The organism is uncultured Anaerococcus sp. (assembly GCF_963512375.1).
Classification (GTDB): Bacteria; Bacillota; Clostridia; order Tissierellales; family Peptoniphilaceae; genus Anaerococcus.
Window position 1 is genome coordinate 58,378 of sequence record NZ_CAUPMI010000012.1, and the last position, 13,478, is coordinate 71,855.

General features: G+C 35.8%; 14 protein-coding genes, 1 tRNA gene and 1 pseudogene. 2 read left to right on the plus strand and 14 right to left on the minus strand.

Going from position 1 to position 13,478, the window contains the following annotated elements; all coding sequences use genetic code 11:
* Positions 1-5 precede the first annotated feature (5 nt).
* The 8 genes from RRB46_RS06590 to RRB46_RS06625 form a co-directional block, all read right to left on the minus strand.
* Complete coding sequence (locus RRB46_RS06590) at positions 6-449, minus strand: Asp23/Gls24 family envelope stress response protein (RefSeq protein ID WP_311537923.1); 444 nt, start codon at positions 447-449, stop codon at positions 6-8.
* A 9-nt stretch (positions 450-458) separates the two neighbouring features.
* On the minus strand, positions 459-743 hold the full coding sequence (locus tag RRB46_RS06595) for a DUF2273 domain-containing protein (protein ID WP_311537924.1): 285 nt from the start codon (positions 741-743) through the stop codon (positions 459-461).
* On the minus strand, positions 730-1,299 hold the full coding sequence (gene amaP / locus RRB46_RS06600) for an alkaline shock response membrane anchor protein AmaP (protein WP_311537925.1): 570 nt from the start codon (positions 1,297-1,299) through the stop codon (positions 730-732). Before amaP ends, RRB46_RS06595 begins: the two co-directional genes overlap by 14 nt.
* 41 nt (positions 1,300-1,340) lie before the next feature.
* Positions 1,341-3,269: a ribosomal protection-like ABC-F family protein gene (gene abc-f, locus RRB46_RS06605; protein ID WP_311537926.1), complete on the minus strand. Its 1,929-nt coding sequence runs from the start codon at positions 3,267-3,269 to the stop codon at positions 1,341-1,343.
* Positions 3,270-3,899: a redox-sensing transcriptional repressor Rex gene (locus RRB46_RS06610; protein WP_311537927.1), complete on the minus strand. Its 630-nt coding sequence runs from the start codon at positions 3,897-3,899 to the stop codon at positions 3,270-3,272.
* Positions 3,900-3,901: 2 nt separating this feature from the next.
* Positions 3,902-4,501 (minus strand): hypothetical protein, encoded by a 600-nt coding sequence (locus RRB46_RS06615; protein ID WP_311537928.1) that lies wholly within the window; start codon positions 4,499-4,501, stop codon positions 3,902-3,904.
* 10 nt (positions 4,502-4,511) lie between these two features.
* Positions 4,512-6,329: a translational GTPase TypA gene (gene typA / locus RRB46_RS06620; protein ID WP_297689509.1), complete on the minus strand. Its 1,818-nt coding sequence runs from the start codon at positions 6,327-6,329 to the stop codon at positions 4,512-4,514.
* Positions 6,330-6,440: 111 nt separating this feature from the next.
* A complete protein-coding gene (locus tag RRB46_RS06625) occupies positions 6,441-6,815 on the minus strand; it encodes an ATP-binding protein (protein WP_311537929.1) in 375 nt (124 codons plus the stop codon).
* A gap of 163 nt (positions 6,816-6,978) precedes the next feature.
* On the opposite strand from RRB46_RS06625, the gene rd reads away from it, so the two are divergent.
* Positions 6,979-7,137: a rubredoxin gene (rd, locus tag RRB46_RS06630; protein WP_004833839.1), complete on the plus strand. Its 159-nt coding sequence runs from the start codon at positions 6,979-6,981 to the stop codon at positions 7,135-7,137.
* Between the two features lie 181 nt (positions 7,138-7,318).
* On the opposite strand, the pseudogene RRB46_RS06635 reads toward rd, so the two are convergent.
* From RRB46_RS06635 to RRB46_RS06660, 6 genes and pseudogenes are all read right to left on the minus strand, one after another.
* Positions 7,319-8,650: pseudogene (locus RRB46_RS06635) on the minus strand (IS1182 family transposase); the annotation flags it as partial.
* A gap of 133 nt (positions 8,651-8,783) precedes the next feature.
* A complete protein-coding gene (locus RRB46_RS06640; protein WP_311537930.1) occupies positions 8,784-9,650 on the minus strand; it encodes a hypothetical protein in 867 nt (288 codons plus the stop codon).
* A 22-nt stretch (positions 9,651-9,672) separates the two neighbouring features.
* Positions 9,673-10,506, minus strand: coding sequence for a YitT family protein (locus RRB46_RS06645; protein ID WP_399530041.1), 834 nt, complete (start codon positions 10,504-10,506; stop codon positions 9,673-9,675).
* Between the two features lie 219 nt (positions 10,507-10,725).
* Positions 10,726-11,898: a coenzyme F420-0:L-glutamate ligase gene (locus tag RRB46_RS06650; RefSeq protein WP_311537932.1), complete on the minus strand. Its 1,173-nt coding sequence runs from the start codon at positions 11,896-11,898 to the stop codon at positions 10,726-10,728.
* Between the two features lie 115 nt (positions 11,899-12,013).
* Positions 12,014-12,379, minus strand: coding sequence for a hypothetical protein (locus RRB46_RS06655; RefSeq protein ID WP_311537933.1), 366 nt, complete (start codon positions 12,377-12,379; stop codon positions 12,014-12,016).
* Positions 12,380-13,111: an NAD-dependent protein deacylase gene (locus RRB46_RS06660; RefSeq protein ID WP_311537934.1), complete on the minus strand. Its 732-nt coding sequence runs from the start codon at positions 13,109-13,111 to the stop codon at positions 12,380-12,382.
* Positions 13,112-13,319: 208 nt separating this feature from the next.
* Between RRB46_RS06660 and RRB46_RS06665 the strand changes: the two genes are divergently transcribed.
* A tRNA-Pro gene (locus RRB46_RS06665) sits at positions 13,320-13,396 on the plus strand.
* The last annotated feature ends 82 nt before the right edge of the window (positions 13,397-13,478 follow it).

Sequence of the window (13,478 nt, forward strand, 5' to 3'; positions counted from 1 at the left end):
TTGTTTTATTTTTTATCTGCTTCAGAGTTTGCTTGTTGCTTTTCTTGGTATTCTTTTCTGGTTAGAACATCCACAACATCTACATTTATTGTCACAACTTCAAGGCCAGTCATCTCTCTAACATTAGCGCTTACTACTCTTTGAATGTTGTTAAAGATTTCCCTGGCGTTTTTGCCATATTCGATTATTACATCAAGGTTAATCTTTGCTTCTCTTTCTCCAACCTCTACATTTACACCAGCAGTTCTTCTTTCGCTAGATCCAAAAAATGAACCGATTGAATCAGCAATGTTGCCTTTCATTTCAAGGATACCATCTACTTGGTTGATGGCAATTCTTGCAATTTTCGCAACTACCTTATCTTCAATGATAAGCTTGCTTTCTTCATATTCCAATTCTCTACCATCGTTTAGGTCTTTTTTGATTTCTTTATTTAGATTATCTGTCATGTCTACTCCTTAATTTACAATTTTTCTAATTATTTGAAGCACTCTTACATCTTTGTCAAAATAAGCTCCTACAAAATAGCCTATAATCATCACTACCCAGATACCCAAAGTCTTGAAAAAACCAAAATTAAATAGGCAGATAAGGGTGATGAGGCTGAGAATTGTGGAGATTATTTTTCCTTTGTTTAATTGATAGAAAGCAAGAAGAAATTTTTTATTATTTTCCCTATTATCAAGCTTTCTCATCTCTACATCATATATAGTATGATTTGTGTCCTTGTTAATATCTTGCATTTTCTCTCTTCTCTTTTTGCTTTTCTTTCTTTTCAATCTTTAGGTCGATTTTTATATCATCAAGTCCTGTAAGATTGGTTAAGCTTGTTTTTATCTCTTCTCTTACTCTTTCGGCAAGCTTGTCGATTGCTTGATCTGAATAGTCATCTACTAATATTTTTGCCTCAAGCTTGTCATTGTCAATAATTTTTGCCCTTGCCTTTATGGTTTCAAGGCCTAAAAACTTATTAACTGATGATTTTATAGATGATTCTAAAGATCTTTGGGCTATAAGCACGCTTCCTTTTTCATCTTCTATCAAGACATCAAAGCCCTTGTTGGAATTTTGTCTTAGTACGACAAGCAAAATTACTGCAAATCCTATGAGTAGGACGCCTACAGCCATGAAAAATATTTGAATGAAGACTTCATTAGATACTAGCATATTAAGATATTCATTGTAGACGAAGGCTTCAAAAACAGCCTGGCCATCAATTCCAAAGGCCAAAAACAAGGCTCCTAAGAGGATTAAAACTATTAACATCAAAGAATAGAGAAATTTCATTAATTTTCCCATAATTTTCTCCTTAAGGTATAAATACCCTTGTTTTTTCCCTTCTAATCATCTTCTTCTAATTCTAAATTAAGGTCTAGCCAAACTTCATCAAGGTCATCTCTTTTTTCCTCAAGGTCCTTGATTTCTTTAAAGACTTGGGCGACTCTGTCTTGGTCGTTATAAAAACCCTCAGCCAGGCTTTCTTTTGTGAGGTCTTTGATAAGGAGGTCCGTTTCCTTCATTTCCTTTTCTATGTCTCTAATCTTGTTCTTTTTGGCCTTGATTTCGCTTTTCTTTAGCTTTTCCTTTTTTCTTTCCTTTTTGATTTGGGTCTTGCTTATAACTTGCCTTTCTTCATCAGTCAGGCTTGCTTCTCTGAGCTTTTCCCTATAGTAATCGTAGTTGCCTAGGTAGAGATCTATCTGGTCATTTTGCATATCTAGGATTTTACTTGCGATTTTATTTAGGAAATACCTATCGTGAGAAATTATCAAAAGAGTTCCCTCGAAATCTAGGATGGCATCTTCTAGGATTTCCTTTGAGTCAATGTCTAGGTGGTTGGTTGGCTCATCCATGAGGATGAAGTTGCAATCTGATATCATTAGCTTAAGGAGAGATATCCTAGCCCTTTCCCCACCCGATAGTTCGCCAATTTCCCTAAAGACGTCTTCATCGTAGAACATAAATTTGGCAAGGTAGGACCTTATTTCAAAGTTTGTAAGCCTTGGGTAAGCCTCTCTTATCTCATCAAAGATGGTGTTTTCTAAGTTTAGAGATTTTTGCTCTTGGTCGAAGTAGACTATGTTTACAGATTGGCCAAGCTTTACAGTACCTTGATCTGGCATCTCTTCCTTTAGGATTATTTTAAAGAGGGTGGTCTTGCCTACACCATTATCTCCGATTATGGCCGCCCTTTCATTTCTGTAGATATCAAAGGAAATATTTTTGAAAATCTCCCTGTAATCAAAGGATTTGGCTAGTTTTTCTACCTTTAGGACATCCATACCTGATTGGATTCTCGGGCTAAATTTAAGACTCATGGTATCTTGTAATTCTATTGGCTTTTCCATTTTTTCCATCTTGTCTAGAAGTTTTTGTCTAGACCTTGATTGGGATATGCCTCTTTTTCTCTTGGATCCTCCTAGATTTTTGAGCCTGTCGATGATTTCTTCTTGGCGTTCGATTTCTTTTTGCTGGCTCTTATATTGGTGGAGGTAGACGTCTCTGTCTTTTTTCCTTTGGGTCATAAAGGTCGTGTAGTTGCCATTATAGGAAGTAAGCCTTCCATATTCTAGGACCATCATTTTATTTACTGTGGCGTCCAAAAAATACCTATCGTGGGATATTATTATGACTGTACCTTGGTAATTTTTGATGAAGGTTTCTAGGAAGTTGATTGCCTTTATGTCTAGGTGGTTGGTTGGCTCATCTAAAAGAAGGAGGTCTGGCTTTTCTAATAAAAGGCCTGCTAGTTCTACCCTAGCCTTTTGACCACCTGATAGGACTGCTATTTCCTTATCGAAGTCCTCCCTATCAAAGCCCATGGCTGTGAGGGTTCCTTCTAGCTCACTTTTGATGGCATAGCCGTTTTTTTGATGGAAGAGGTCGGACTTTTTCGTGTATTCTTCCATTATTTCTGCTAATTTTTCTTCATCCTTTTCCTGGCTCATCTTTTTTTCAAGGTCTCTTATGTCTTCTTCAAGACTTATCATATCATCAAAGATGGCTAGGCAATATTCATAAATTGTCATGTGGCTATCGATGCTTAAAATCTGCTCCAGATAGCCTACTTTTACTTCTTGGGGAATGAAGATTTTCCCCTCATCTGCTCTTAATTTTCCTGTTAATATATTAAAAAGGGTAGACTTGCCAGCCCCGTTGATTCCAACTAGTCCTGCCTTGTCCCCCTTTTCTAAATTAAAACTTAGGCCAGAAAATACTTCCTTACCGGGATATTCTTTGGCCAAGTTTGATACGCTTATTACATTCATCTAAAATATAAAATCCTCTGGTGAATTCATAAAATATGTTAGGGTGAATAGAGATTCATCTAGGTGAACTGATTCTATTACCACTCCGTTTTTTACCTTTAAATCGACTGGTGAGAAGTTCCAAATGCCTTTGATTCCACCATCGCAAAGGATATCTGCTATTTCTTGGGCTACTGTTTTTGGTGTTGCTATTATGCCTATGTCTACCTTGTTATTTTTAAGGAAGTCTTTTAGGTCATCAATTTTTTGGACTTTTAATTCTTCGTGTGTGAATTCTTCCTTATCAAAGACTGCTTCAAAATCATAGCCTAGATCTCTAAAGGACTTGTATTGGTAGAGGGCGTGGCCTATATTTCCGTAGCCTATTAGGACTATCTTATATTCTTTATCAACACCAATTATCTTTGATAATTCTCCAATTAATTCCTTTACATTGTAGCCATAGCCTTGTTGGCCAAAACAACCAAAGTGGTTTAAGTCTTGTCTGATTTGGCTGGCTGTAAGGCCGGTTATCTCGGATAATTCTTTAGAAGATACTCTGATTATTCCTTTTTCGTTGATACTTTCCAAATACCTATAATATTTTGGAAGTCTTTTGATTACTGACAATGAAATGTTTTGCTTATTCATAACTAATTCTCCGATTCCTTGTTGCTAGCCTCATCTAAGAGATGAGAGTTTAGTATCTGTCTATCTTCATCTGTGAGCTTATCTGAATTCTCCTGACTATCAATCTCAGCTATTATTGCATCGAGCTTATTATCCCTGATTTGTCTAAGTTCTTCCTCACTCGCTTCTTTTATTTCTTCCTTTGGCTCAGTTTCCTTTTGCCTATGTAGGATAGCGTTTATCATGTGAAAAAAATAAACTACTATCAGACAAGAATAAAATATCAGCTGATTATTTGCTATGAAAAACTCATTGTTTATGGCCAAGTTTGTTGGCAAGACCCTAAAAAATCTGGCTAGGGCTGACAGGCCATGGATTGATAATAGCCCAAAGGCTAGGCTTGTGATTATGGCTGTAAGTATTGAATATCCTCTAGCATTTTTATCTAGGAGGACATAAAAACCATAGACTAGCATTAATATCCAGCTGATGATAAAGGAAAGGTACCAACCTAGGTTAAATAGCCATCCATCCACAAACCTTTGAGAGATAGTTAGGAGAAATAAGATGATTACAAAGAAGACAAGGCCTATGCTTAATCTTCTTTCAAACTTATTTACCATCTAAATCCTCCTATTTCTTTGATTTGTATCTCTTTGTTGCGTCTAATATTTTCTTTCTAATCCTTAGATTATGAGGTGTTACCTCGATTAGCTCATCTTCTTCTACAAATTCCATCATTTCTTCTACACTCATTTTTTTAGCTGGTGTAAGGACGATTGCATCATCGTTTCCGCTTGCCCTAGTGTTGGTCATCTTTTTCTTTCTGCAGACATTTACGTCTATATCAAGGCCTTTTGCATTTGATCCTACTATGAGGCCTTCGTAGATTTCTTCACCTGGTTCTATGAATAATTGACCTCTTGATTGGGCTGCATTTAGACCATAGGCTGTTGCTATACCCTTTTCTGTAGCTATTAGGGAACCTAGTTGTCTTTTATCAAGGTCTCCCTTATACCTATCATAGCCTTCAAATTCGGTATTTAGGATGCCTGTTCCTTTGGTATCGGTCATGAATTCTGTCCTATAACCTATAAGACCTCTGGCTGGAATTCTAAAGACTAGTCTGGTGTAGCCTGATGATGATGGGTGCATGTCTATCATTTCACCCTTCCTACGGCCAAGCTTATCTATTATTGATCCGGTGTAGACTTCATCGACATCTACTGTTGCAATTTCAATTGGTTCTAGCTTTTTGCCGTTTTCATCAGTCTTATACATTACTTCAGGTTTTGATACTTGGAATTCGTAGCCTTCACGTCTTAAGTTTTCGATTAGGACTGATAGGTGAAGCTCGCCCCTACCTGATACCTTGAAGGCTTCTGTGGTGTTTGTTGACTCTACTCTTAGGGAAACATCTGTTTCTGCTTCCTTAAGTAATCTATCTCTAAGGTGTCTTGAGGTTACATATTTTCCATCACGACCTGCAAATGGTGAATCATTTACTGAGAAGGTCATAGATAGAGTTGGTTCTGATATCTTTGTAAATTCAATTGGTTCGTGGTCTTCTTCTGTACCGATTGTATCTCCTACATTTATATCTTCCATACCTGATAGGGCTACAATTGAACCAAATTTAGCTTCTTCTACTTCTACCCTGCTTAGGCCGTCAAATTCATAAATTGTTACTACCTTGGCCTTTACATGCCTATCTGGCTCGTTGTAATTTGTGATTACTGCCTGGGCATTTTTCTTAATTATTCCGCATTCAACCTTGCCTATGGCTATGGTTCCTAGGTACTCATTATAGTCTGTTGTTGAAACTAAGACCTTAAAGCCTGTATCTTCTTCTGCTTCAAAGGCTGGTGTGTATTCTATAATTGTATCTAGAAGGTCAGTCATATCTTCCTTAACTACGCCCTTTTCAAGTGATGCCCAACCATTTTTGGCTGATGCATATACAAAAGGACTTTCAAGATAAGATTCATCTGCATCTAGGGATATGAATAGGTCAAGGATCTCATCTTCTACTTCATCTATTCTCTCATCTGGCCTATCTACCTTATTTATACAAATAATGGCAGGAAGACCTAATTCTATGGCCTTTTTAAGTACAAACTTGGTTTGTGGCATTGGGCCTTCGTGGCTGTCTACTACAAGTACTACAGACTCAGCCATGTTTAGAACCCTCTCAACCTCTCCACCAAAGTCGGCGTGGCCTGGTGTATCTATAATATTTATTTTCATATCCTTGTAGGATACTGCTGTATTTTTGGCAAGAATTGTTATACCACGTTCTTTTTCGATTGTATCAGAGTCCATTACTCTTTCTTTTACTTCTTCGTTGTCTCTAAATAGACCTGATGTTTTTAAAAGACCATCTACTAGGGTTGTCTTACCGTGGTCTACGTGGGCAATAATTGCTACATTTCTAACATCTTCTCTTAACATATTTCCTTCTTTCTTACTAACAAATTCTATCAATATATTATACCTAACGTTAATTAATTATCAATTATTATCAACAAAAAAAGTGCTTTTAATTTATTATATCAAAGCACTTTATATATATACCAAACAAGCAATAGCATTTTCACATACTACTAGCTCATCCGACAGGCTTTCGACAAGCCTTATTCCTCTGCCATTTTCTGCAAATAAATCTGTTGATTCTTTCCTACATATCCCCTTGCCTTGGTCTTTTACCTTGATATAGGAATAGGTGTCCGTAAGTTTGACACATATTTCTATAAGCTTAAGCCTATCTTTCATATTGCCATGCTTATAGGAATTTGTTGTAAGCTCATCTAATATCAGCCTGAGTTTGAAGATATAGTCCTCGTCATAATTCCTATCTTCTAACAAAGCCAAAAGCTTATCTCTAAATTTTTTTATATCTTTAAGGTCAGAATTTATGACCGCCCTGATTATCTCCATAGCCTCTCCTAACTACTTGATACCCGATTTTTGTTTTTACTATCAACTTTTTGAAATTTACAGAAAAAATAACAAATTTCAATTAGATTTGAAAATTTCTGTTTTTATTATACAATTTACGGGTATAATGTAATTACAAGTAAAAAATGAAAGGAGACATTCAATGAAATACGTTTGTACAGCATGCGGATATATTTACGATCCAGCAGAAGGTGATGTTGATAACGGAATTGAAGCAGGTACAGAATTTGATCAACTTCCAGAAGATTGGGTTTGCCCAGTATGTGGTGTTGGCAAAGACATGTTCGAAGCTCAAGAATAATAATATTAAAATAGAGGCCCTAGGGCCTCTCAGAGCGTCGACAAACCCACTAATAAACCGGGCCTGTCGACGCTTTTTCTATCTTTATTCTAAAATATATTATTTTTTCAAATAATAGAGTAAATATTTTTGTAAATGGAGGGAAATCACCTCCGTCTCCCTCTAATCTATCTAGTAATTTTGCTAGTTTTTTCATATTTAAGCACGCAAAAGTTAGTGCCGCTTTCATACTCATTTTCGCTTTTCCTATCCTATTGGTATATCTGAAGCTATGGTATTCTTTTGCACTTCCGAATTGTCTTTCTATTGTTTCTTTTCTTTGCTTGTATTCAGATTTTCCTGCTTTGGTTAATCTGTACCATTCGCCATAGTCTATGTATTCTTGCCATATATGTCTAATTATTACTTTTATTTTGCTTTTACTTCTTGTACATTTGCTTAGACTTGGGCAGTTTTCACATAAACTTTTCTTGCTTTGATATATTCTGTAGCCTTCTCTGTTTGTTGTTGAGTAGAGAAGTATTTTCTTTTCCGGGCATATGTAGCAGTCGTTTGTTTCGTCATATTTGTATTGTTTTGGATAGAATGATTCTTTATCAGTTTTTCCTTTTGGTCTTGTGTATGGTAGGACTGGCATTATTCCTTTTTCTATTAGTTCTTTTGCTATTGCTGGTATTTTGTATCCTGCGTCCATTACTATTTTTTCTGGCCTATATTTTTCTAGTTTTTCTTTGAAAAATGATGGGAAGGTTGTGGAGTCATGTAGGTTTCCTGGATAGGTTTTGTATCCTAATATCCAGCCATTTTTATCACATGATGTTTGGATTGAGTAGGCAAATACTTCTTTATGGTTTCCTTTATGGAATAGTCCACTTTCTGGATCTGTTGTTGATTGGGTGATTTCTTTTTCTTCTAATATCTCACCTTCTGGATAATCAAAGTCATCTTTACCATTGTTGTTTCTATCTTCATTTACTTCTTTTTCTAGTTTTCTTTGATATGATTTTACTTTTTTCTTTATTTTTACTTTTTGGTTTTTATGTCTGTTGGCGTGAGCTTTTACATGGGTTGAGTCTACAAATTGTATTTTTGTGTCTACGAATCCATAGGCCATTGCTTGGTCTAGGATGTTTTCGAATATTTGATTGAATATTTCGGTGTTTTTAAATCTTCTTTCGTAGTTTTTTCCGAAGGTTGAGAAATGTGGGACTTTATCGTAGAAGTCAAGTCCTAAGAACCAACGATAAGCTATGTTTACTTCTACTTCTCTTATTGTTTGTCTCATACTATTTATGTTGAAGAAGTATTGTAGAATTACAAGTTTTATTAATACTACTGGGTCTATACTTGGTCTTCCTATTGTTTGTGAGTATTTATCTTCTACTAGATCGTATATGAAGTTGAAGTCTATGTATTTGTCTATTTTTCTTAATATGTGATTTTTAGGGACTAGTTGTTCTACTGATACCATTTGTACTTGTTCTGTATTATTCTTTTCGTTTTTATGTAGCATAACTTCCTCCATCTTTAGTATATTTATACCCATAGATGGCTTGATTTAAATATTTATCGTATAGAAAAAGTAGATGAAGTTGTGTTTTTCATCTACTTTGTCTACAGTCTGAGAGGCCCTAGGGCCTCTTTTTTTAGTAAGAATCTATATCTTCTTTTTCTTTATTTTTTATTACTATGCCAATTGTTATGACTATGCTAAGAACTAAGATTACACCTATGATTATTACTGGCTTTTTTAAAAAAGCCAGATAATCTTTCTCTTCTTCCTCTGCTGGTGCTAGGGCATAAATCTTGCCTATGTCGTCATCATGGTTGACTTTTACTTCTTTTGTAAGTCTTTTCTTAGGCTCATCTTCATTTTGACTTTCCATCTTTTTCTTAGCTTCTTCGCTTACATCTATGCTTATGGATTTAATCTTACTTGCAGCCTCGTTTTCAAGCTCTTTTTTTTGGCTAGGGGTCTTGGCTTCTTGGATTTTTTGGCTGTAGTCCCTTATGACCTTTTCAGTCTGTTTATTGACCTGGTTTGAAACAGAGCTTGTATTGGCATTGTTTACCTTGATTGTTACCTTTACCTCTTCTAGAGCCTTTGAGAGGTTTGAGTTTTTATCTAACTTTTCGACCAAATCGTCTACTGCCTTTTCTACCTTTTCGTAGTCAACTTTATTTTTTTTATTAGAATCAGCAGGGACTTTAGCTTCCTTGTCTGACTTTGAAGCTTCCTTCTGTACTGGTGCATTTCTATTTTCTCCCTCAGGACTATCTGCCTCATCCTGGCTTTTTGTTTCGTCCTTAAGGGTTTCTTTGGCCGCCTGGCCCTTATCTTCTTCCAGGGTCTTGGTATCTTCTTTTATTTTTATCTTGTCAGCTGGCTTCTCGACTTCAGTATTTTTGCTAGAAGACGCATCTTCCTTTGTATCAGCCTCCTGGCCGTAAGATTGGCCCACGAAAGATAGGCTTAAGGTTGCTATTAAAAATATTTGTAAGATTTTTTTCATGGCCTTAAGCCTCCTTTCTAAATTAATCGTTATCTAGCTGGTCGTCTGATGAATACCATCCCTTGCCTATGATTGATGATGTATTTAGTATGGTTATAAAGCAATAAGGGTCGACCTTTTTTATAAAGGACCTAAATCTCGCCTGCTCAAACTTGCTTGTCACGCACAAGAATACTGAAATATCACTTCCAGCATATAGGCCCTTGGCACTTATTACTGTAGCAGACCTATTGAGATCTACCTTTATAAAATTGCCAAGCTCTTCTGTCTTTGAGCTTATTATTATAAATAATTTGGCCTCGTTCATGGATCCTATCATCACATCTACGCAAATCCCCTTCATTAGTAGGCCTAGGATTGAAAACAAGCCAATTTCTACTCCGAAGATTTTAATGGCTGCTATGGTGAAAAGCGAATCTACCACTAGAAGGGCTTTTCCTACCTGAAGAGAGGAGTATTTTTTAATAATCATGGCTATGATATCGGTACCCCCACTTGATGCAGCTAGGTTAAATAAAATAGCCGATCCTACTGATGACATGAGGAGGGTAAAGATTAATTCTAACATTTTATTGCCCGTAAGGGATGTTTGGACTGGGATTACCTTTGCCAAGAGTAGGGCTGTCAGGGAATTAAGTATGGCTACATAGCCAGTTCTTATGGTAAATTTCTTTCCTATTACAAAAAATCCAATAACCAAGAGGACTAAGTTGTAAAATAAGGTGATTTGTGGCCTAGTAAAGGGCACAAACATGGACGTGATGATACTCATACCCTCTACCCCACCTATTACAAAGGAGTTGGGATATTTAAAAAAATGAGTACCACAAGCCATAAGTATAGATGCAAAGCTCATCCAGAAAAATCTGTACTGCTTAGAAAGGGTATTTCTCTCATCTACATTTTTGGCTGGAATTTGTTTGCTTTCCTGCTTGCCATAAGATTGATTGTCTTTCAATTTTCTTCTCCATCATAAAATATTTACAAATCTAGTATATGTTACAATTATACAATGAACCAACTTTTATGCTAGGAATCCTAAGCAAAGTTGGCTCATTTATCACTTTTATTTATATTAGTCGTTTGAATAGTTATCAAAGTAGCCTTGGATTAGGACTACTGGTGTTCCCTTATCGCCTGAACCTGAGATTAGGTCTGATAGAGATCCTAATAGGTCAGTAATTTGTCTAGGTGTAGTACCTAGGGTCTTATTCTTATCTGTATTTTGGTCTTTTTCCTTAACCATCTTCTTAAATCTTTCTGCAGCTTCTTCGCTAGATAAACCAGTTAATTCATTGTCAGCCACATATTTTAATTTAAGCTCATTTGGTGTACCCTTTAAGCCTTCTGTAAATCCAGGTGATACAACTGGATCTGCTAGCTCCCAAATATGGCCTACTGGATCTTTGAAAGCTCCATCGCCATATACCATTACCTCAATATTTTTGCCAACTACTTCGATAATATTTTTTTGAAGTTTTTCAACAAAATCTTGAGCATCTCTAGGAAATAGCTTAACAACTTCACCTGTAGATAGGTTTGAACCTAAAAGTCCATAAGAAGGATTGTATCCTGAACCATCTACTGGTCCATCAAGTATCTCATCAAGCTTAAGAATTGTCTTACCGCCTGCTTCTACAAGTTGTCTTTTAACTATTTCTCTATTATGAATAGAGCTTACTAAAACATTGTCTGTAAATTTTAGAGCATCTACCGGATTGTTTAAAAAGTGAATTTCAGAATTTGGTGCAAGTTCCTTGTAAAATTCTGGATAATCCATACCAGTAAATAAGTGCTTATAATCTCCAGCAACCTCTCTAAACTCTTCAAGAGTTAGGACATCCTTGTAAGGATTTATATTAGAATTAAATAAATCCATCTCATCCATAAGTAAGTTACCAACTTCATCTGATGGATAGGATAGACAAATGTGAAGCTTTTTGCCAGATTTAGCAAAAGATTTAAGCAAGATAGAAAATCTATTTCTACTTATGATAGGAAAAAGAATCGCAACCTCATCAGCCTCAAATTTATTAGCAAAATCCTTGGCTATTTGATCAGAATTCGCATAATTTCCTTGGCTTCTAGCCAAAAGAGACTCAGTAACCGCAATTACATCCCTATCGTGAAACTTAACTTCTTTAGATACTTCTTTAACCATGTTGGTGACAATTTCTACTAAATCATCGCCTGTTTTAATGATTGGTGCCCTAAGGCCCATCGCTGTTGTTCCAATTATTCTTGACATTATTAATCCCCTTTCATGGAAATTATACATCCGTTTTAAATAAATTTAAATAGTATATAAAGCTAAATTTTAAATTAATTTATATTTCTAAAAAAACTAAAAATTTCTAAAAAATCTAGCTCTTAGCATCAAACTTTTCCTTGCATTTTGGACACCTAACCTTAATCTTCCCCTTATTTTTAGGAATCCTAAGTTTCTGTCCACAGGATGGACATTTCACATACTTATAGGCTCCATCCTTTTTATTTCCCTTATTAAAGACGCCCTTGATAGGATTTATAACACTATCTAAAAACATCCTATTTTCCTTGCTCCTCTTTATAGAATTAGCGCTCATTGACCTAAATATAGCATAAATTACAATAAGAGAGGATATGATATTAATAATAGATGAATTGGTAAAATAAGCCAAGATAAGAAGACCTATAGCCAGGCAAATTAAAAATACACCATATTCATCAATGCCATTTCTTTTTTCCACCTAATCACCCACAATCTCTTCCATAACTTTGGCAATATCACCATTTATAACATAATCAGCACGGCTATCCCTGCTGGTAGGGTCCTTATTTATAAGAATAAGCTTATGGCCCCTATAAAAATCAATAAGGCCAGCTGCTGGATAAACAACCAAGCTAGTCCCACCGATGATCAAAACATCAGCATTAGCAATGAGGTTAATAGCATAGGAAATGTTATTCTGGTCAAGACCTTCACCATAAAGGACAATATCAGGTCTGACTAGTCCTCCACACTGATCACAATGGGCCTCTTTTTCAAAAGATTTGACATAAGCTAGGTCAAAATTTTTCCCGCACTTAGTACAATAATAATCTCTCAAATTACCATGAAGCTCGATAACATTTTTGCTGCCAGCCTCTTGGTGGAGGCTATCCACATTTTGGGTAATCACAGCCTTAAGCTTGCCCATCTTCTCAAGCTTAGCTAGGGCGTAGTGGGCTGGATTTGGCTTAATCCCATCAAGCATGAGGTTTTCCTTGCAATAAGTCATAAACTGGTCAGGATGGTCGACTAAAAACTCATGGCTAAGCATATATTCAGGCGAATAACCAGAATTATTCTCCCTATTATAAAGGCCAGTAGCAGATCTAAAATCAGGCACACCTGATGCAGTAGAAACCCCTGCCCCTCCAAAAAATACTATATTGTTAGAATCATCTATAATTTTTTTAATTTCCTTAATTGTATCCATGATAATCCTTTCTATATAATCATTATAATCTTTATAAGCTATCTTACAAGAAAATAGCCTTAAAATTTTACAAAGCAAAAAATATATGGTATCATAGTTTTAGACCCGAAAAGCAAGTAGAGTCCTATTTAAAAAAATAATAAAAAATTCGATAAAAATATTTGACAAATTATATTATCCATAGTATACTGTAATAGTCAGTGGTCACCGGGGTGTGGCGCAGCTTGGTAGCGCGCGTGTTTTGGGAACATGAGGTCGAAGGTTCGAATCCTTTCACCCCGACCAAGTAAAAATAGGCAATCGTTCATGATTGTCTTTTTAGTACCATAAATAGTGTAAGAAAGAAAGTAATTTCTATCTTGCACTA

Excerpts from the sequence above, each read along its gene's own strand:
- RRB46_RS06590 (WP_311537923.1), bottom strand. The coding sequence starts at position 449 with ATGACAGATAATCTAAATAAAGAAATCAAAAAAGACCTAAACGATGGT.
- RRB46_RS06595 (WP_311537924.1), bottom strand. The coding sequence starts at position 743 with ATGCAAGATATTAACAAGGACACAAATCATACTATATATGATGTAGAG.
- amaP (WP_311537925.1), bottom strand. The coding sequence starts at position 1,299 with ATGGGAAAATTAATGAAATTTCTCTATTCTTTGATGTTAATAGTTTTA.
- abc-f (WP_311537926.1), bottom strand. The coding sequence starts at position 3,269 with ATGAATGTAATAAGCGTATCAAACTTGGCCAAAGAATATCCCGGTAAG.
- RRB46_RS06610 (WP_311537927.1), bottom strand. The coding sequence starts at position 3,899 with ATGAATAAGCAAAACATTTCATTGTCAGTAATCAAAAGACTTCCAAAA.
- RRB46_RS06615 (WP_311537928.1), bottom strand. The coding sequence starts at position 4,501 with ATGGTAAATAAGTTTGAAAGAAGATTAAGCATAGGCCTTGTCTTCTTT.
- typA (WP_297689509.1), bottom strand. The coding sequence starts at position 6,329 with ATGTTAAGAGAAGATGTTAGAAATGTAGCAATTATTGCCCACGTAGAC.
- RRB46_RS06625 (WP_311537929.1), bottom strand. The coding sequence starts at position 6,815 with ATGGAGATAATCAGGGCGGTCATAAATTCTGACCTTAAAGATATAAAA.
- rd (WP_004833839.1), top strand. The coding sequence starts at position 6,979 with ATGAAATACGTTTGTACAGCATGCGGATATATTTACGATCCAGCAGAA.
- RRB46_RS06640 (WP_311537930.1), bottom strand. The coding sequence starts at position 9,650 with ATGAAAAAAATCTTACAAATATTTTTAATAGCAACCTTAAGCCTATCT.
- RRB46_RS06645 (WP_399530041.1), bottom strand. The coding sequence starts at position 10,506 with ATGAGCTTTGCATCTATACTTATGGCTTGTGGTACTCATTTTTTTAAA.
- RRB46_RS06650 (WP_311537932.1), bottom strand. The coding sequence starts at position 11,898 with ATGTCAAGAATAATTGGAACAACAGCGATGGGCCTTAGGGCACCAATC.
- RRB46_RS06660 (WP_311537934.1), bottom strand. The coding sequence starts at position 13,111 with ATGGATACAATTAAGGAAATTAAAAAAATTATAGATGATTCTAACAAT.